Origin of the sequence: Bartonella sp. CL434QHHD (genome assembly GCF_042195145.1) — a bacterium.
In the GTDB taxonomy this organism is placed as follows: Bacteria; Pseudomonadota; Alphaproteobacteria; order Rhizobiales; family Rhizobiaceae; genus Bartonella.
In genome coordinates, this window is the sequence record NZ_JBHINT010000060.1 from 59,476 (window position 1) to 79,773 (window position 20,298).

The 20,298-nt window shown below is 34.2% G+C and carries 18 protein-coding genes; 12 read left to right on the forward strand and 6 right to left on the reverse strand.

The features are described from left to right. Positions 1-14: 14 nt before the first annotated feature. The 9 genes from ACFILN_RS09340 (at position 15) to ACFILN_RS09380 (ending at position 12,473) form a co-directional block, all read left to right on the forward strand. Positions 15-1,190 carry a cysteine desulfurase family protein gene (locus ACFILN_RS09340; protein WP_375671388.1) on the forward strand — a complete coding sequence of 392 codons (1,176 nt, stop codon included), beginning with the start codon at positions 15-17 and terminating at the stop codon, positions 1,188-1,190. Positions 1,191-1,328: 138 nt separating this feature from the next. Further along, on the forward strand, positions 1,329-2,840 hold the full coding sequence (gene sufB / locus ACFILN_RS09345; protein WP_375631144.1) for a Fe-S cluster assembly protein SufB: 1,512 nt from the start codon (positions 1,329-1,331) through the stop codon (positions 2,838-2,840). Between the two features lie 160 nt (positions 2,841-3,000). Then, entirely contained in the window at positions 3,001-3,756 is a 756-nt protein-coding gene (gene sufC, locus ACFILN_RS09350; protein ID WP_273791255.1) for a Fe-S cluster assembly ATPase SufC, read from the forward strand. Between the two features lie 11 nt (positions 3,757-3,767). Further along, positions 3,768-5,030, forward strand: a complete 1,263-nt coding sequence (sufD, locus tag ACFILN_RS09355) for a Fe-S cluster assembly protein SufD (RefSeq protein WP_375671390.1) — start codon at positions 3,768-3,770, stop codon at positions 5,028-5,030. A 10-nt stretch (positions 5,031-5,040) separates the two neighbouring features. Next, positions 5,041-6,285 carry a cysteine desulfurase gene (locus ACFILN_RS09360; RefSeq protein WP_375671392.1) on the forward strand — a complete coding sequence of 415 codons (1,245 nt, stop codon included), beginning with the start codon at positions 5,041-5,043 and terminating at the stop codon, positions 6,283-6,285. Continuing rightward, on the forward strand, positions 6,278-6,679 hold the full coding sequence (locus ACFILN_RS09365; protein WP_375663483.1) for an SUF system Fe-S cluster assembly protein: 402 nt from the start codon (positions 6,278-6,280) through the stop codon (positions 6,677-6,679). Before ACFILN_RS09360 ends, ACFILN_RS09365 begins: the two co-directional genes overlap by 8 nt. Before the next feature lie 83 nt (positions 6,680-6,762). Further along, positions 6,763-8,382: a site-specific DNA-methyltransferase gene (locus ACFILN_RS09370; RefSeq protein ID WP_375671395.1), complete on the forward strand. Its 1,620-nt coding sequence runs from the start codon at positions 6,763-6,765 to the stop codon at positions 8,380-8,382. 22 nt (positions 8,383-8,404) lie between these two features. Further along, a complete protein-coding gene (locus tag ACFILN_RS09375; RefSeq protein ID WP_375671397.1) occupies positions 8,405-11,158 on the forward strand; it encodes a DEAD/DEAH box helicase in 2,754 nt (917 codons plus the stop codon). 376 nt (positions 11,159-11,534) lie between these two features. Further along, a complete protein-coding gene (locus ACFILN_RS09380; RefSeq protein ID WP_375637629.1) occupies positions 11,535-12,473 on the forward strand; it encodes a COG2958 family protein in 939 nt (312 codons plus the stop codon). A gap of 542 nt (positions 12,474-13,015) precedes the next feature. Here the strand turns inward: ACFILN_RS09380 and sodC are convergent. The 4 genes from sodC to ACFILN_RS09400 form a co-directional block, all read right to left on the reverse strand. After that, positions 13,016-13,543 carry a superoxide dismutase [Cu-Zn] SodC gene (gene sodC, locus ACFILN_RS09385; RefSeq protein WP_273791249.1) on the reverse strand — a complete coding sequence of 176 codons (528 nt, stop codon included), beginning with the start codon at positions 13,541-13,543 and terminating at the stop codon, positions 13,016-13,018. Between the two features lie 422 nt (positions 13,544-13,965). Further along, positions 13,966-14,322 carry a hypothetical protein gene (locus tag ACFILN_RS09390; RefSeq protein ID WP_375631138.1) on the reverse strand — a complete coding sequence of 119 codons (357 nt, stop codon included), beginning with the start codon at positions 14,320-14,322 and terminating at the stop codon, positions 13,966-13,968. Next, positions 14,300-14,644 (reverse strand): hypothetical protein, encoded by a 345-nt coding sequence (locus tag ACFILN_RS09395; RefSeq protein WP_273791056.1) that lies wholly within the window; start codon positions 14,642-14,644, stop codon positions 14,300-14,302. Before ACFILN_RS09395 ends, ACFILN_RS09390 begins: the two co-directional genes overlap by 23 nt. Before the next feature lie 358 nt (positions 14,645-15,002). After that, positions 15,003-16,229, reverse strand: coding sequence for a UbiH/UbiF family hydroxylase (locus tag ACFILN_RS09400; RefSeq protein WP_375637628.1), 1,227 nt, complete (start codon positions 16,227-16,229; stop codon positions 15,003-15,005). 182 nt (positions 16,230-16,411) lie between these two features. On the opposite strand from ACFILN_RS09400, the gene pcsA reads away from it, so the two are divergent. The 3 genes from pcsA to ACFILN_RS09415 are packed head-to-tail and all read left to right on the forward strand — an operon-like array spanning position 16,412 to position 18,711. Next, positions 16,412-17,230 (forward strand): phosphatidylcholine synthase, encoded by an 819-nt coding sequence (gene pcsA / locus ACFILN_RS09405; RefSeq protein ID WP_375664670.1) that lies wholly within the window; start codon positions 16,412-16,414, stop codon positions 17,228-17,230. A 21-nt stretch (positions 17,231-17,251) separates the two neighbouring features. Then, positions 17,252-18,298: an enoyl-CoA hydratase/isomerase family protein gene (locus tag ACFILN_RS09410; RefSeq protein WP_375671399.1), complete on the forward strand. Its 1,047-nt coding sequence runs from the start codon at positions 17,252-17,254 to the stop codon at positions 18,296-18,298. After that, the gene (locus ACFILN_RS09415) at positions 18,295-18,711 is read left to right on the forward strand and encodes a DUF6163 family protein (protein WP_375664668.1); all 417 of its coding nucleotides are present in this window, start codon (positions 18,295-18,297) and stop codon (positions 18,709-18,711) included. The genes ACFILN_RS09410 and ACFILN_RS09415 overlap by 4 nt, the downstream gene beginning before the upstream one ends. A 307-nt stretch (positions 18,712-19,018) precedes the next feature. Here ACFILN_RS09415 and ACFILN_RS09420 read toward each other — a convergent pair whose 3' ends face one another. After that, positions 19,019-19,378 carry a hypothetical protein gene (locus ACFILN_RS09420; RefSeq protein WP_375613428.1) on the reverse strand — a complete coding sequence of 120 codons (360 nt, stop codon included), beginning with the start codon at positions 19,376-19,378 and terminating at the stop codon, positions 19,019-19,021. A 109-nt stretch (positions 19,379-19,487) separates the two neighbouring features. Beyond that, on the reverse strand, positions 19,488-20,297 hold the full coding sequence (locus ACFILN_RS09425; protein WP_375631133.1) for an MBL fold metallo-hydrolase: 810 nt from the start codon (positions 20,295-20,297) through the stop codon (positions 19,488-19,490). Between the last annotated feature and the right edge of the window lies 1 nt (position 20,298).

Consider the following 20,298-nt stretch of genomic DNA (forward strand, 5'->3'; position numbering starts at 1 on the left):
GATTGCGATGTAAAATGGTTATAAAACGCCGATATTTTGATCATAACGCAACAACACCACTCAAAAAAGTGGCACGAATAGCGTTACTGGAATCTTTAGAAATATTTGGTAATCCATCATCTGTTCATAAGGAAGGGCGTGCGGCTAAAACTTTGTTGCAAAAGGCTCGTCGGCAAATCGCTGAAAATCTTAAAACAGATCCAGATCACGTGGTATTTACCTCTGGTGCGAGTGAAGCCGCAATGACTTTGTTAACACCCTTTTACAATATGGGGAATGCAAAAGTTAAATTTTCTCGTCTTTACCTTGGAGCGACTGAACATCCCTCTGTGGCAGAGGGAGGACGTTTTTCTAAAGAGTTGATAAGCGTCATTGCTGTTGATCAAGATGGGCTCATACAACAAGATAAATTAACATCACTCTTAACGGTTCATGATAAAACAAAAGGTTTACCTCTTGTTGCTATTCAAGCTGCAAATAGTGAAACGGGTGTTATTCAACCATTAACAGAAATCGCCGCTATTGTTCGGGATTTAGGAGGCACTCTTATTGTTGATTTGACACAATATGTAGATAAAAATTTTGTGGATATTAATCAGCTAGGAGGAGACTTTTTTATATTGTCTGCACATAAAGTTGGCGGTCCGAAAGGAATCGGTGCTTTTGTTTCATGTGGTAATCTTCTCATGCCACACCCTCTTATTATTGGGGGAGGACAAGAAAAAGGTCTCCGTGGAGGAACAGAAGCATTGCCCCTTATTGCTGCTTTTGGGGCAGCAATAACTGATTGCTTCACACAGGAGGAAATAGAACAGTTAATATATTTACGCAATAAATTAGAAAATGGACTACAAAGAATAAGTAAAAATGTTGAGATTTTTGGCAAAAGAGTTCAACGTTTGCCAAATACAACTTACTTTACCGTGAAAAATATAAAAGCTGAAACGATGCAAATTGCTTTTGATTTAGAAGGGTTTTCTTTATCATCCGGCTCTGCTTGTTCTTCGGGAAAAGTAAAACAAAGCAAAGTGTTGGAGGCAATGGGGTATCATGTTCCAAATGGTGCCATTCGCATTTCGCTAGGGCGTGGCACAACTTCTGAAGATATTGATGATTTTCTGTCGTTTTTTTCTCAAATTATAAGCAGGAAAAAAGGGGAAGATTTATCATCAGAAAGTTATAAAAATTAGAATTATTTTAAAAATAAAATAAGTTTGATTGAAATTTTTGCACTTTACCTATAGCCTAGAGATAACTTGCTTACTTTAATCTTGTAAAAAACAAGACTTTAGTTACCGGTTTTTGACGCCAAAAAATGGAGAAAATTTATGCCGGCAGTACAAGAAACGATACGCCAAGTACGTGAAATAGATGTTGACCAATATAAATATGGTTTTGAAACCAATATTGAAACCGATAAAGCTCCAAAAGGCTTAAATGAGGATATTATCAAATTTATTTCCGCTAAAAAACATGAGCCTGAATGGATGCTAACATGGCGCTTAAAGGCTTACCGCCGTTGGCTGACGATGCAAGAGCCTCATTGGGCGCGTCTTGAATATCCTAAAATTGATTTTCAAGAGCTTTATTATTATGCTGCTCCAAAAAATCATACAGGACCAAAATCTTTGGATGAAGTGGATCCTGAGTTATTAGCAACATATGAAAAACTTGGCATTCCCCTTAAAGAACAAGAGATTTTGGCAGGAGTAAGAAAACAGTCTGATCCCTCCACTTTTGATGACAGTATGTCTGTATCGGGGCAGGTGGCTGTTGATGCAGTCTTTGATTCTGTTTCTGTTGTAACAACATTCAAAAAAGAGTTGGCACGCGCCGGTGTGATTTTTTGTTCTATTTCAGAGGCGATTATTGAACATTCTGAGCTTATGAAAGAATATTTAGGAACAGTTGTACCTATAAGTGATAATTATTATGCGGCCTTAAATGCAGCTGTCTTTACAGATGGTTCATTTGTTTATATTCCCAAAGGGGTTCGTTGTCCTATGGAGCTTTCAACTTATTTTAGGATTAATGAACGTAACACTGGCCAATTTGAACGAACATTGATTATCGCCGCTGAAGATTCCTATGTTTCTTATCTTGAAGGGTGTACAGCACCCCAACGTGATGAAAACCAACTTCATGCTGCTGTTGTTGAGCTTATTGCCCTTGAAAATGCAGAGATTAAATATTCTACAGTACAAAATTGGTATCCTGGCGATAGAGATGGAAAGGGTGGTATTTATAATTTTGTGACGAAGCGTGGAGATTGTCGAGGTGATAGCTCTAAAATTTCATGGACACAAGTTGAGACTGGTTCTGCGATTACTTGGAAATATCCATCTTGCTTACTCCGTGGTAATAATGCGCGTGGAGAATTTTATTCTATTGCCGTTGCAAACGGTCATCAACAAATTGATTCCGGTACAAAAATGATTCATTTGGGAAAAAATACTTCCAGTCGCATTATTTCCAAAGGTATTTCTGCAGGTTTTTCAAATAACACGTATCGAGGACAAGTCACAGCTCATCGAAAAGCACAAAATGCGCGTAACTTTACGCAATGTGATAGTTTGTTAATCGGGAATGATTGTGGTGCACATACAGTTCCTTATATTGAAGCAAAAAATGCAACAGCTCAGTTTGAACATGAAGCCACAACATCAAAAATTTCTGATGACCAACTTTTTTATGTTATGCAGAGAGGAATTCCCGAAGAAGAAGCTATCGCATTAATTGTAAATGGTTTTGTAAAAGAGGTCATTCAAAAACTTCCCATGGAATTTGCTGTCGAAGCACAAAAGCTTATTGGTATTAGCCTTGAAGGTAGTGTTGGATAATTTTATTTAATTAGATAAATAGAAGACTTTATGTAAAAAGGCTGTAACAGTAGCATATAATGCTAAAAATGACCTCTATGCTAATTACAAAAGTAGATGGATGCTAAGGCAAAATAATCCGCATCTGTATCTGAAAAAACAGCCAAAACAGGATTAAATTATGTTAGAGATAAAAAATTTGCACGCCCGTATTGCTGAGACCGATACAAAAGTTATTCGTGGTTTAAACTTGACAGTTCAAGATGGAGAAGTTGCCGCTATCATGGGACAAAATGGAGCCGGAAAATCAACTTTGTCTTATTTACTTGCTGGTCGTGATGATTATGAAATAACAGAAGGAGATATTCTCTATAATGGGCAATCACTTTTAGAAATGGATCCAGCAGAACGTGCTGCATATGGTGTTTTTCTTGCATTTCAATATCCAATGGAAATACCAGGGGTAGCAACAATGGAATTTTTAAAAGTTGCGATGAACTCTCAACGCAAAGCACGAGGTCACGAAGAACTTAAAATTCCTGAATTTATAAAATATGTTAAAGAAGTTTCAGCCAAACTTGAAATAGATATGGATATGCTAAAGCGTCCATTAAATGTAGGTTTTTCAGGTGGAGAAAAAAAACGCGCTGAAATTTTACAAATGGCACTTCTTGAACCTAAACTTTGCATTTTAGATGAAACGGATTCTGGTTTAGATATTGATGCACTAAAAATTGTTGCAGATGGTGTTAATAAACTTCGGGATTCAAAACGTTCATTTTTGGTGATTACCCATTATCAACGGCTACTTAATTATATTATTCCTGATACGGTACATGTTCTTTATAAAGGACAAATTATCAAAAGCGGTGATAAATCCTTAGCGCTTTATTTAGAGGAAAATGGGTATGCTGATCTTATCAGGGAAGCGGTTTGAGGTTATTAAATATGAATGCACAGCAAAACTTGTTAGCGGTTGAAGAAAATATCCTCAGTAATTTTAATCAGTATGTAAACGACTTACCTGGTGATAAAGCTGTACAGGAAATCCGCAAGAAAACTATTGAGCAGTTTCAAATGACACGGCTTCCTTCCCGTAAAATCGAAAGATGGCATTATACCAATCTGCGTACCTTACTGAAGTCTATTAGCAATTTTTCAAAAGTTCAAGACAATCAATTGGTTGATGCATTGCTTTCAGAAAGTGCTGTTTTCTCCATAAACAATGGAAAAACATCGATAGAGTCAAAGGTAGACAATATTACAGTAAAACGCCTTTCAGACGCATTAGAAGATAATTCTGTGCAGATAAATCAAAACATTTCTGATGAAGATTTTATTGGACAGTTAAATACAGCTTTTGTTACAGATGGTTGGCTTTTTCACATCCCTGAAAATACAAAGTTAAGTATCCCCATTGAATTACAAAATATACAAATGGGGGGACAATCTCATATTTTTTCGGATATAAAAGTTGATAAAAATAGTCAAGTTATGTTTATTGAACATCAGGTTGGCAATGATAAAGATACCTTTGTCAGTTCAATATTTTCATTAAGTATTGCTGCTGATAGTGATGTTACGTGGATTCTCATTCGCAATCGTGATTTTAATTCTACACAATTTGGTCGATTTTGTGCTGTTCTTGATCAAAGAGCAAAGTTATCACTTTATGTCATTAATATAGGGAGCCAATTAAATCGCCAAGAAATCGATATTGAATTACAGGGAGAAGAATCTAATTTTCAATTACGCGTCATAAATTTATTATCAGGACAAACACATAGTGATCTTACAATGACTGTTCGTCACGTGGAAGAAAAGTCAACATCAACCGAAATTATACGCAATGTGGTTACAGATAAGGCTGTTGGTGTTTTCCAAGGAATAATACGTGTTTCTCAAAAAGCGCAAAAAACAGATGCACGCATGGCTTGTAATAGCCTTATTCTTTCAGATGATGCAGAATTTAATGCAAAGCCTGAACTGGAGATTTTTGCTGATGATGTTGCGTGCGGTCATGGTGCAACAGTTGCTAATATTAATCATGATTATCTTTTTTATCTTATGGCGCGTGGTATCCCATTTAAAACGGCTCGTGCACTTTTGATTAAAGGATTTATCTCTGAGCTCATTGATGACATCAAGCAGGATAAGATTCAAATCGTTTTGGAGAATATCATTAGTAAATGGCTTGAAAAAAATGTTTAAGGTAGAAAAAATGGAAAATAACGTACAAACATTTACTTATAATGTCGAAGAAATTCGGCGTGATTTTCCTATTTTACACCATCAAGTTTATGGAAAGCGATTAGCATATCTTGATAGTAGTGCTTCTGCCCAAAAACCAATGTCAGTACTCAATGCAATGAATAATTATTATCACTATAGTTATGCTAATGTGCATAGGGGAATGTATTTTTTAGCCAATATAGCAACACAATCTTATGAAAATTCTCGTGAAACCGTTCGTGTTTTTCTAAATGCTCAAAAAGCTGAAGAAATTGTTTTTACGAAAAATGCAACAGAAGCTATTAATACTGTTGCTTATGGTTGGGCGATGCCAAAACTCAAAGAAGGTGATGAGATTGTTCTAACGATCATGGAACATCATTCAAATATTATTCCTTGGCATTTTCTCCGTGAACAAAAAGGTGTTAAACTTATTTTTGTTCCTGTCGATGAAAATGGTGTTCTGCACATTGAAGATTTCCAAAAGGCTTTAAGCGAAAAAACACGGCTTGTTGCTATAACGCATATGTCCAATATATTAGGAACTGTGCCTCCTGTTAAAGAGATTATTAAACTAGCACATCAAAATTCTATTCCGGTTCTTGTTGATGGTTCTCAAGGAGCAGTACATTTAACCGTTGATGTGCAAGATCTCGATTGTGATTGGTATGTCTTTACAGGTCATAAGCTTTATGGTCCCACTGGTATTGGTGTTTTGTATGGTAAAGAAGATAGATTAGAAGAAATGCGTCCTTTTCAAGGGGGAGGGGAAATGATCGAGGAGGTAACAACCGATAAGGTGTTTTATAATGCTCCTCCTTACCGTTTTGAAGCAGGTACCCCTCCTATCGTTGAAGCTATTGGATTAACTGCGGCTATTGATTATATACAAGAGAAAGGTCGTAGCACGATTCATGCCCATGAGAGGTCCCTTTTAGCTTATGCGCAGGAAAAACTTAAAATGGTTGAGTCATTGCGTATTTATGGTCATTCTCCCAATAAAGGAGCTATTATATCATTTACAATTGAAGGAATTCACGCCCATGATATCGCTATGTTTATTGATAGAAAAGGGGTTGCAATACGTGCGGGAACTCATTGTGCACAGCCTTTATTACAGCACTTTGGTCTAACATCTATTTGCCGCGCATCGTTAGCCATGTATAACACTAAAGAAGATATAGATCAATTGGTAGAAGCATTGCAAGAAACAAGGACATTTTTTAATGGCTGAATTAATTGAAGAGCGTCATTCTCCAGAATCTGTTGAAACTGTAAGTGAAGATAAAAAATCTTACATATCAGCAATTCCAGCAGATGAAATTGATCGTATGACGAATGATATTATTGCTGCTCTTAAAACAGTTTATGACCCAGAGATTCCTGCTGATATTTATGAGCTAGGACTGATTTATCGTATTGATATTGAAGATGATCGTTCAGTAAAAATTGAAATGACTCTTACAGCACCGGGATGCCCTGTTGCTGGTGAAATGCCGGGGTGGGTAGAAAATGCAGTCAGTGCAGTTGAAGGGGTTTCGTATGTTGAAGTCACTATGACTTTTGATCCACCATGGACACCTGATTGTATGTCAGAAGAAGCTCAAATTGCTGTCGGATGGTACTAAAAGTATTGTTAAGAGACTCTAATTTAGCCATTCATGAATAAGCTGTTTACTTTTCACAAGCATTTGAATTTAAGGACGATCTCATGAGTTATAATAAAAAAAAACTAGAACTCACTTGGATTGGAAAAGAAAAACGCCCAAAACTAGAGCCTCGTATCTTATTAGAAGATCTTGAAAAATCTTATCACGCTTCGCATCAAATATCATCCCAAGATATTTTTGATAATAAGCTTATTTTTGGTGATAATTTGCTCGCGCTCAAAGCGCTTGAGAAAGAATATACGGGGAAGGTAAAATGTATCTATATCGATCCGCCTTATAATACAGGCAATGCCTTTGAACATTATGAAGATGGTTTAGAGCATTCCATATGGCTCAGTCTTATGAGAGACCGGCTAGAATTGTTACATCATTTACTGGCGGATGATGGTGCGCTTTTTATGCAGTTGGATGACAATGAAATACATTATGCTAAAATACTGTGTGATGAGTTATTTGGACGTAATAATTTTGTTGCTAATCTCATATGGCATAAAAAAAGAGGAAAGGACAATTCTTCTCGTTATTTTAGCACAACCCACGATCATATCTTAGTTTATGCAAAAGACTTTTCAAAATTTTATATTAATCGAATTGAATTAGATGATGTAACAAAAAAAGCATATGTAAATCCAGATAATGATTCAAGAGGTGCATATCGTATTCTTGGGTTGTGGGCTAGACAGCAAGGCGGATCTGAATATGAATACACCACCAAAACAGGGAAGTTTTTTTCTAAACGCCTTTGGCTTGTTAATCTAGAGAGTATGCAGCAGTTAGATAAAGAGGATCGCCTTCTTATTAAAGGAAATAATTTATACCGTAAATTTTTTCTTTCAGAAAATAAAGGAAGTATTCCAGAAACTATTTGGATAGGTCTCTCCAATAATGCAAATGCTAAAGATGAATTAAAAAAAATATTTATTAATCATGAAGTAGAATTATTTAATACTCCGAAACCTGAACATCTTCTTCAAAGAATTATTAAGATATCTACAAATCCCGGTGATCTTGTATTGGATTCTTTTGCGGGTTCCGGCACAACCGGTGCTGTTGCTCATAAAATGGGAAGAAAGTGGATTATGATTGAACTTGGTGAACATTGTCACACCCACATTATCCCTCGTTTAAAACAAGTCATTGATGGAACTGATCAAGGGGGAATTTCCAAAAGTGTCAATTGGCAAGGTGGCGGTGGATTTCGCTATTATCGCCTTGCACCTTCTCTGTTACAAAAAGATCCATGGGGACAATGGATTATTAGTCGCGAATATAATGCTGCGATGCTTTCAGAAGCAATGTGCAAACATATGGGATTTACCTATGCACCTGATGAAAATCATTATTGGATGCAAGGGTACTCAACCGAAACAGATTATATTTATGTCACAACAAGCGCTATGACCCATGAACAACTCCGTATAATGAGTGAAGAGGTAGGCTCTCATCGCACGTTGCTGATTTGTGGTACAGCCTTTGATACAAAATCAGCATCCTTTGAAAATCTGACACTCACTAAAATCCCCCGTGCAGTGTTAGAAAAATGCGAATGGGGAAGGGACGATTACAGTTTAAATGTAGCCAATCTTGAACCAGTGATTGTGGTAAAAGAAAACAACAAAAATAAAGATATTGCGCAAGCAGAATTAGATTTATTTGAATAGTATATAAAAAGCGGAGTTTTTCATGAACACTATTGAAAAAAGGATTTCTGCTCGCTTATCGTTACGTGATCCTCAACGTGAATCTTTAAATATTTTGGTAAAAATCTTAGAAAATATAGAGCTTTCTAAAAATGCTGATTTGGTTGCAGAGTTAGAAGTGATAAAAAATCTTTATCCTTCTGTACAAGATTTTGAACGAAACTTTCCCTCTTTTTGTTTTGCCTTAGCAACGGGTGTTGGAAAAACGCGACTTATGGGGGCTTTTATTAGCTATCTTTATTTAACAGGTCGCAGTCGCCATTTTTTTGTTTTAGCGCCAAATTTGACTATTTATGAAAAGTTAAAACAGGATTTTAGTCCCCAAAGTCCGAAGTACGTTTTCAGTGGAATGAGTGAATTTATTGCCAATAGACCCGTTATTATTACAGGTGAAGATTATGAAAGTGGTAAAGGTATTCGCGTTGATGAACACCATTTTGAAGGACAAAAGCGTTTGTTTGAGAATAGAGATACGGCCTTTATCAATATTTTTAATATTTCTAAAATTAATACAACAGATAATAAAAAAGGCGCACTAAAATCTAGTATTCCGAGAATTAAACGCTTACAAGAAACGATTGGTGAAAGTTATTTTGATTATCTCGCAAATCTTCCTGATTTAGTTTTGTTAATGGATGAAGCACATCGTTATCGAGCTTCTGCTGGTGCGGCAGCAATTAATGAGTTAAAACCTGTTTTAGGAATAGAGCTTACAGCGACACCAAAAACAATAGGTGCAAAACCCGTAGATTTTAAAAATGTTGTCTATAGTTATTCACTTGCAGAGGCTATGAGGGATGGTTTTGTAAAAGAGCCTGCTGTTGCTACACGTAAAGATTTTCAACCTCAAAATTATACATCTGAACAATTAGAACATATCAAATTACAAGATGCAATTCATGCCCATGAAAACGTGAAAGCAGATTTAATTGTCTATGCAAAAGATTATAACAAAAAGTTCGTTAAGCCTTTTATTTTAGTTGTCGCTCAAGATACAAATCATGCACAGAAATTGCGTGATTTATTGGAATCAGATGATTTTTTTGCAGGAGCTTATAAGGGAAAAGTTATAGAGATTCATACAAAACAGTCGAATATAGAAGAAGATCAAAATATTCAAAAGCTGATTGCAATTGAAAATTCTTATGACCCAACAGAAATTGTTATTCACGTTAATAAATTAAAGGAGGGGTGGGATGTTACGAATCTCTATACTATTGTACCGTTGCGTGCATCGGCTTCAGAAATTTTAACAGAGCAAACAATTGGGCGTGGATTGCGTTTGCCTTATGGGTATAGAACAGGCGTGGAAGTTATTGATCGTTTAACAATTATTGCGCATGATCGTTTTCAAGATATTATTGATCGTGCAAACGATCCAAACTCAATTATAAAAAAGCATATTGAGATTGGAACAGGGGGTGATATATCCTCTGAAAAGACAGATATAGTGACAGTTCCAAGTCAAGTAGAAGCTTTATTGATGCAAACGATGGTAACACGTAATTCCGATATAAATGGAGCATCTTCTGATTTACAAGGTATCATATTACGTAATACAGATTCCCCTACATTAACGCCTGAGGAGCAAGAAATTGTAGCGATCGCGTGGGATCTTATCAAAGAGAATGATAAATTGCCAAGTTCTCAAATGCTTTGTTCTGCACAGATACAAGAAAAAATTGCTAATAAAGTTATGAATATTAAGCCTTCATCACAAAAGTCTCTTGTATCAAAAGTGGTGACAATTCTGACAAAACAATTAACAGAACTGATAATAGATATTCCAAATATTATACTCATACCTTCGCGTGATGTTACTTATGGTTTTTATGATTTTGATTTAAAAAATCTAGAAAGCTTAAATTTTCAACCTGTTAGTAAAGAACTTTTAATTCGAGAATTGCGTACCCATAAAAGCATTTTTCTTACTTCTAAGAATGAATATGTAAAAGAGCCTTATCTTGAAAACTACATCATTCGTGGTTTGATTGATAATGACTTTGTCGATTATGATAACCATACGCTCTTATTACGAAAATTAGCTAGTCAGATAGTAGAACATTTCCGATCTTATTTACCCAATGATACAGCTGTTGAGAACGTATTAATTCACTATCAGCACAAGCTTACTAGTTTTATTGTTGCGCAATTAAGAGAACATCAATGGGAAACGCAAAAAGATTATGCGGTTAAAGTTACACGAGGTTTTACAACTTTATCACCTATCCATTATGTGTTACCGCAAGGGACGTCTCCTCTTGATTTTCGTAATATTCCTGCCATTAAAAGTGATATTAAAAAACTTGTATTCAGCGGCTTTAGAAAATGCTGTTATCCTTTACAAAAGTTTGATTCAGTAGAAGGGGAATTACGATTTGCTCAAATATTAGAGGATGATGCACAAGTCTTGAAATGGATGAAACCCGCTCGAGGTTTTTTCAGAATAGAATATGATAAAGGATCGACTTATGAACCGGACTTTGTTGTAGAAACGAAGGATGCCAAATATCTTTGTGAGCCTAAAAAAGCCTCTGAAATGCAAAATCCTATTGTTTTAAAAAAGAGAGAAGCTGCAGTTCAATGGTGTTGTCATGCAACGCGCTATGCGGCGACTTATGGCGATAAAAAATGGTATTATGTTCTTATTCCCCATGATGCTATTAAAGCAAATAGTAGTTTTGAAGGTTTGTGTGCAGAGTTTACCATTTCAGAATCTATACTTGAGAGCTCGTAACTTTTTGCTTCAAAAATAAAACACATAAGTTTTTTAATTGACGGGTGTGAGGTTCAATCAAATGTTTGAATAATTATTTTTAACTTTTTTCTAACGACGTTAAAATAAAAAGAAAAGTGTATAGAAAAGTTATACAAGATTATGCTTTTGTATGGGGATTTGTAGCACATTTACAATTTTTTATAAAAGTACAATCTTATTTTCGTTATGTGAAAAGATCTTTGAGTTATAGTCATAAATTAAAAAAATATTTTGATTTTATTGAGTAATTTGATAAATGTTCTTTTTTTAAAAAACTTAAACAGTTTATTGTTCTTTCATTTAAAACGCCTGAATATAATGAAATACCCAGAGGATAAAAGGGGGAGTTTTTCATATGACTTTAAATTTAACAAACACTGTTTTTAATTTTTTAAAGAAAAACCCAACGAAAAAGTTTACAGCTCGAGAAATTGCTCAATGGATATTTGAAAATTACCCAGAGAAATGCCGCCAAAAACAAAAGCATTCAACGGCGATAATCAATCCCCTTAATAGTGATGCAGCTCTTATTCAGCAAATTGTTGCTGAAATAGGATCGCAGCGCCCTCAATTACAAAAGCGTTATTCAGAAATTAAAACCACTGAAGGACGACCGCGACAATATTATTTTACTAAACAAACAGATAGTGCTGAAATTGACGCAATAGAGGACAATGCAAAGAGTAGAACAGAAGGTGGCTCTGTTAAAGAGCATGATCTTTATCCGTTATTATCTAAATTTTTATGGTCAGAGCTTGCAGTTTATAGCAAGCGCATTAATGAGAAATGTTCTCGTAATAAACATGGTGCAGGCGGAAATAAATGGCTTTATCCAGATCTCGTAGGGATGCAAGATTTAAGCAAGGAATGGAATCGTGAAATCAAAGACTGTGTTTTGCAATATTTTGATAAAAAGACAAAGCTTTGGTCTTTTGAAGTAAAAATTCTCATCAATCGTTCAAATTTACGAAAAGCATTTTTTCAAACAGTTAGTAATTCTTCATGGGCTAATTTGAGTTATTTAGTAGCTAGTGAAATTGAAGGAGTTGATACATTAAAAGAGCTTCGGATGCTTTCAAGTTTGCATGGAATTGGATTTATAAGACTTAATAAGGAAAACTCTTCCGAGAGTGAGATCTTAATTCCTGCCAAAGAACGTAGTGATATTGACTGGGATACTGCTAATAGATTAGTGGAGGAAAACAAAGATTTTCTTGATTATATTAAGCTCATTCGTCAATTTTATCAAACTGGTGAGATGCGTCCTCTAGATTGGGATCATATGTATCTATGAGGGGTATTTTTAAAAAGACTCCATTGTTTAAAAGCCCTTTTTTCAGGGTGATGAAAAATTACTCTAACTATTTTGTTTGACTTATTATATTGATATTGTATCAATTAAATTTTTTTCGCGTACCTCATGAGTGGGGTTGAGTCGGGGAAGAGTAAAAATTCTGTTTTAGGCCTGTTCTATTTTGTGCATTGGGCATGATTCCATTAGATACTAGACTTAATGACTATAATTTATTACAAATTTGCTACTTTAGAGAGTGAAATTCGACTTTTTTGCTTTGTTTATATCAAGCATTAAAAATATTACTTTCTCATATTGAAGTCTTCTTACGGAGAATTTACACTACTATTTCTTTAATTTCTACTGCTGTTCATTTTGATTATTATTAAGTTTTTTATTATCCGAAGTAAACATTCAAAAATATTAATTTTATAAAATATTCACACAGTTTACTCAATTTCTTGAAATAGATTTAGAAAATAAATTTTTCTCACATCTTATAGTAAAGGGGTGTACTATCACAGTTTGCCACAATACTCTCTTTATTTTTCAATAATACCGCACGCTAAACGTGCACCACCTCCGCCAAGCGGTAATGGTTTATCTGATTGATTATCAGCCCCTAAATGAATGACTAAAGAGCGCCCTTTAATTTCAGAGATTTTTTTTAATCGTGGAGCAAGAACGCTCATTATGGCATATCCGTGCTTATCAACATAAAGTGCTGGTAAATCACCAAGATGACCATTGACATTATAAGGTCCTAAATGTTTTCCGGTATGTTCTGGATCATAATGTCCACCTGCGCTTCCACCAATTATGCCATCTTTTGTATCACATGAAGGATTCACATGTACGTGAAAACCATGCATCCCTTCTGATAAAGTAGATAAATTAGGGATGAAAATCAAACCGTACGTGTTTTCTTCAATTTTAATGCTACCAATAGCCTTTTTGAAATTGTTATCTTCTAATTTATAAATATTTACTTGTGTTGATAGTGCTAATACAGAATTTTTATGAATTAAAAATGCCATAAAAAACAATAATGATAATAATATTTTTTTCATAAAATACCTTTATAATTATTTTTAAATAGATTATTATCTATAATTAATAATCTATATTAATAATATATTATATAAATGTCTTAAATTGAACTTTAACAAAAATAATTTAAATAGAAATATTAGTTATTAGAAAGAGCAAATAAATTAAAGTATGTTTATATATATATTTCTAAACATAACTTTCATTTTTTGATCTATAAAAAATGTAGCTTCCATAGACTGATAATTATATCTCGCTTACATTTCTTCAAGAGATGCTTTACAAAATCTACTTTTTTGATGTATAATAAAGAATTAAGCAAACAGTTTTAATAAGTTAGATGTTATTTCATTTATAATATGATAATCGTTTCATCAAAAAAAAGAACATATAATTTGTTGATGATTTAATTGTTTTTCATAGAAAAAATGACGAGAAATTTCTATTCATTATGAAATTTATAAGAGAAAGAATTATTATGATTCATATAAATTTCCCATAAAATACAGCATATACCGACACTTCCTCCCATTCCTGATCCTATCAGTGCTCCTATTATTATTCCGGCAGAAAGTGCTACTCCTATACCCATTGCGATAACTGGACCAAATCCTGGAAGAGCAATATAACCATAAGCTGAAAGAATTGCCGCGATAGCTCCTGATATGCTTCCATTTAAACCGCCAATGAAAGCAAATTCTTTAATAGAATGGCAGCACTTTTTTAAATTTTTTTTCTTACGGCTGTAAAAAGAAACGTTGCTGTAAGTTTTAAAATCAATCATATTCTTTTCTTTCATTTTGAATGCTAACTGTTCCTGAATAGTCAACGGATACGAAAAAATGGGACTTTTTAAATTTTACTAAAGCACGCCAGATGCCATTGTCATCTAAACGCAATCGTTTAATATTCTCAAAACCATTTTGCATAAGACAATTTTTAACTTGTGAAGCAGTAAATGAGTTTTGACCTATTTTAGTGACATTTTGAGTAGAGCTATAGGTAAAGGTTTGACAATAAGGAAGGTGAAAAACTTCACTTATTGAAGTAGTGACTATCAACGAGACACATACAATCATTATAAAAAAAGTACTTAATTTCAAAAATTTATTTAGTGTCATCTTGTTACCATTTGTTAAAACAACACTTCATTAACCTCTGTGTTACTAACAGGTTCCAAAGATGATTTTATTTTTAATATTATACTTAATAATAAAAAGATTTTAAAATCTATTGATTAAATAAAACTGTTTTTTATTATTTATTTTCTTATTAAAATTAATATTATAAAATAACTCTTTAAAAACGGTATTATTTTTCATTTTCTTTATAGTGCAAAATTTAACAGATGTGATTTAGCAAGATATCTTTACAATTTAAGCTTTAGTCTATAATTAAGTTTTATCTTATTTCATATCAATATGCTAAATATATATAATAATTTTTTCTTTCCTAGAAAGAACAAAGATATTTTTCGCATCAGTAGGGCTGTTTTGATGATTTTGTTGGAGATATTTGCATAATTTCCTTGAATCCATAACCCGGATACATTCCTTCGCGCATAAATAAATTACGTAATGGTGGGAAACTATGTAACAAACCAAGCCCAATGCTTCGTATGATATGAACAGGCAACATATGAGAAAGTAGAGCAGAGTTCAGTGTATGAACAGCTCCACTTCGGATTAATATATCTGGTTTGCGACATTTGTTATAATGTGCAACAATCATTTCAGAGTTAGAATTGGATATTTTATTAGGTAAAATATCAATTAAAGTTTGGACATCACGGAATCCTAAATTCAATCCTTGTGCCCCAATAGGGGGGAAAACATGAGCGGCTTCACCGACTAAAATTGTTCGATTAGCAGCAAAATGACGAGAAAGAAGTCCGAAAAGCGGCCATGCTTGAATTGATGTTTCTAAGCTTAGCTTTCCAAGCATTGATTGCATTTTGTTTTCGATCATTTTTGCAATTGTTTTTGGTTCTGTATTCAATAATTCTTCAGCACGGGAAGGATGAACAACCCATACAAGACTAGATCTTCGTCCTGGTAGTGGAACCTGTGTAAATGGACCGTGTTCTGTATGAAATTCGGTTGATGTATTTTGATGAGAAAACTCATGAGAAAAGTTGAGAACAAGTGCTTTTTGTGGATAATTCCACTGTTTGACACTTATCCCTGCTGCGGCACGTGTAAGAGAGTGACGTCCATCAGCTGCAATAACAAGTGGTGCTTGAATGACTCTACAATCAGCAAGAGTAATACATACATGTTTTTTTGTGTGATGAACAGATTTGGCTGCAGAAACAAATCTTGTAATATTAGGCGTATGTGTAACAGCATCGACTAAAGCACTGTTCAATTTTACATTAGGTATATTATAGCCAAAAGCTTTTTCACCAATTTCAGCAGAAGAAAAATGCACCGTAGGAGCATGCACAATTCTAGAAGTTATATCTATAATTCTCATGGAAGATAAAGCTGCTGCATGTTTTTGAAGATTATCCCAAATATTGAGTTTTTGAAGCATGCGTATTGCAGGCATCATAAGAGCAGTTGTCCGTAACTCATCTGTATGAGCAGGGGGCCCAACAAGAAAAACAGAAAGCCCCTCATGTGCAAGACTCAGCGCCGCTAACATTCCGACAGGGCCTGCACCAATAACAGCAATATCTTTATGCTCTTCCTTTTCAAATATCACAATGACTTGAACCTTTCTCCATTGAGAAAATATTTTAACATTTCCAAATGATCGCTCTCTTTTTATTATATGAAGCTCTTCTATTATAGTATGTAATAAATAATGCGATATAAAAAAGTAACCTTTTTATGATTTTTTAAAATGCTGAGTTATATCATCGGTAAAAAATGGCGTATTGATAGATGGTTGAAGACTTTAAAAACGAGGATAAGAAAAACTTGAAACGTAAACTAACAAAGAAAATCAAAACAAATGCTAAATTATTACGCCATAAAAAAGTAACAATGCCACAAGCAAAGGCCTTTTCTGTTCATTTACTAACAGCTTCGGGATCATTTTTAGCGTTTCTTTCTCTTATATCAGCCTCTCAAAAAGAATGGACAGCTATGTTCTGTTGGCTTGGGCTTGCTCTTCTCGTTGATGGTATAGATGGACCAATTGCACGTAAACTTGATGTTAAATACGTTCTTCCAACATGGTCTGGAGAGCTGTTAGATAATATTATTGATTACGTGACTTATGTCTTAATTCCTGCCTTTGCACTCTATCAAAGTGGTTTTATGGGGGTAGGGTTATCATTTTCATTGAGTGCAATTATTGTTATTTCATCTGCTATTTATTATGCAGATACTAGTATGAAAACCAAAGAAAATTTTTTTAAAGGATTTCCTGTTGTTTGGAATATGATGATTTTTACGCTTTTTGTCGTCAGACCAGGAGAGTGGATTACTTTTATCATTATTGTTTTATCGGCGATTATATCTTTTTTGCCAATTTATTTTATTCATCCAGTAAGAGTCCTTCGTTTACGTAGGGTTAATTTTCCCATTTTTCTCTTATGGTGTTTTTTTGGTATTTCTGCCTTCTTTTATCAACTAGAGGCTCCCTATTGGGTTAAAATAGGAATTTCGGTAACAGGAATTTATATATATTGTATTGGTGCAATCATGCAAATATTTCCTCAACTTGGGGAAAAAAATATAAAAAAAACAATGAAATAGTTGTTTTAAGAAGGGTGTGAGATGCAAATTAATTTTGGAGCAGATGATGATATTTCTTTTACGAAAGAAGGGCGAGCTGGTATTATAAAGCTCACACGTCCTTCAGCATTAAATGCTCTTAATCAACGAATGGTTTCAGCTTTAAAAAAAGCTCTCAGAATATGGGAAACAGATGATAATGTTTCTTGTGTCTTAATTGAAGGGGAGGGGCGTGCTTTTTGTGCTGGTGGAGATGTTGTAGAAATCTATCATATGGGGAAAAGTGTTGCTGCTTGTCAATACTTTAGGGATGAATATAGCTTAAATGCTTATATTAAACATTTTTCAAAGCCCTACATTGCTTTCTTAAACGGTATTTGGATGGGAGGAGGGGTCGGTATTTCTCTCTATGGTTCGCATCGAATTGTTACAGAAAATACAGTTTTTGCTATGCCAGAAGGTGCGATTGGATTTTTCCCAGATGTAGGTGCAAGTTTTTTCTTACCATCTCTTCCCAATCATTTTGGCATCTATCTTGCATTAACGGGCGCACGCATAAAGTGGGGAGATTGCTTAAATTTAGGATTAGCAACACACGCCATTGCTGAAACTGAATTCGATATGATTAGAAAAGCTGTTATTGAGCAAGGAGATCCCACTTTAGCTTTAAACGAGCGAGCAATTACAAAAGACTATGAAACAAGTCATGAAATACGTTGTATTATTAACAGTTGTTTTAGTGCCCATAGCTTAGAAGAATGTCTTGAGTTGCTACATAAAAAAAGCAATGAAGATGTTTTATTTGCTAAAGAATGTTATGATATTTTGCAGTCACGTTCCCCGACAAGTTTAAAAGTTATCTGGAAACAAATGAAACAAAATTCATCTCAAACGTTGGAAGATTGTATGAAAATTGAAAACCGCATAGCGCATCATATGATTCATTCACATGATTTTTATGAAGGTATACGTGCTATGTTAATCGATAAGGATAAAAGACCTCAATGGCAGCCAGATAAACTTTCAAATGTGACAGATGAAATGGTAGATTCTTACTTCCAACCTGTTGAACAAGAGTTATTATTGTGAAAAATAATTCTCACAAACATATTTCAAAAATCAATTTAATCTATAACTGTTACTTACGGTTTTTGGCACTTATTTGCTTAGTTCTAGGTATTTGTTATTGGATACGCCTTGTTGGTGTTTTTCCAGGTATTCTATGGCGTTTTGATCTTATGCCTTGGCAGTGGCAATTTGCATCAGTTATATTGGCTATTCTCTATCCTATTGCCTTAGTTGGACTTTGGATGTATTCACTATGGGGCATCATTGTGTGGTGTATTGCAGCATTGATTGAAGCAATAACAATGTATTATTCCGATTTTATTTATCAGCCATTTGTATCATTATTTCATGGAATATTGTTTTTAGCTTTTATAGCACTACAAATTGTGATGATTTTTTTTAAAAGAGTAAAAAATAAAAAACATTGTGATTGAAATTTTCGAGCCAGAATAACAGGCTCGATTTTCAATCTTAGCTAACTTAAGTAGCTCATTTTAAAGATTCGTTCTTCAAAGCGCTGATGCTAGATATACTTCTTCTATAAAGTTCCATAATATATATTATGCGATAATATGATGCAGAAGATAAATCCTTTATCCAAAAAGAAAACCCTACTTTAAAACATCATCATAATATTTATATCATACAATTTACTTTTAAAATAAAATTTGGTCTTTAAGGTATATTCCTTAAAGACCAAAAATAGTGATAATGAAATTACGTATAATAAAATAAGGAAAATTATTGCATTATTTTACAACGTTTCATACGTGCAAGATCACTCAAAACAGCATTACGATTGTTTAAAGCCGAAATTTCATTACTTTCACTGGATTTAGTATCCATAAAAAACAAAGCAGGTACAAATACAACACTTGCTGCTGCTAAAGCCACGTTCTTATTTCTTGCTTTAGAACGCTCTGCAATTGTATCATTAATCTGACGTTTATTAGCAAAAAACTCCCGTTGAATATCGGCACAACTCATTGATCCGTCATGTAATGTTGTCGTTGCAATATTTTTTTCTAAACGCCCCCCACATGCTGTTAAGGAAACCGCTAAAACCACAATACATACACCCCGCTTAAAATTCTTATACATAAAAGCCTCATTTTTGACATAAAAAACACTAAATATGTCAGAAATGAAATAAAATAAAGGATAAATTTAAAAGTATTTTATTTAACTTAAAATATTGCGCATAATAAGCTTATGCATCTGTTTCAAAAGTAAGACCTTGATATGCAGGTTTTACATAGGATGGAACGTAATTTATAACCTTATTGTAATCCAGCGATCTGTCCATATGTGTGAGTATTGCTTGTTTTGGCTTTAAATATTCTATCCACTGTAATGCTTGATCAACAGAAAAATGACTCGGATGGGATTTAAATTGAAGAGCTTCAATGATGAGAACATCCAAATCCATTAATTTGGATAAAGTTTTTTCAGGAAATTTACTAACATCCGTACAATAGGCAACATTCCCAATCCGAAAACCTAAGGAATGAATGTTTCCGTGGTGTTGTAAATGTGTATTGACGCTTATTTCTCCGCCCTGCCCCTGAATAATAAATTGGCTATCTTCATTGATAAGATGCTCTTTTAAAATGGGAGAATAAGATGAATCTTTTGGAGTTTGAAAACAATATCCGAAAGCACTTTTGAGATGCTCTAGTGTAAATCTGTCGGCATAGATATCTATTAAACATTTTTGTGCAAGTGCATAGCTGCGTAAATCATCAATACCGTGGATATGGTCTGCATGAGAATGCGTGTAAAGAGCAGCATCAAGATGGCTTACACGCGCATCGATCATTTGTGAGCGAAAATCTGGACCTGTATCAATAACGATCGTTGTTTTGCCTCCTGAAGGTTTAATACGTTCAACTAATAAAGAACTTCTGTAGCGTTTATTTTTAGGGTTATTCGGATCACATGTTCCCCAATCACCATTAGGTCTTGGCACTCCTGGAGAAGGACCACAACCTAATATTGTAAATCGGTATTGATCACACATA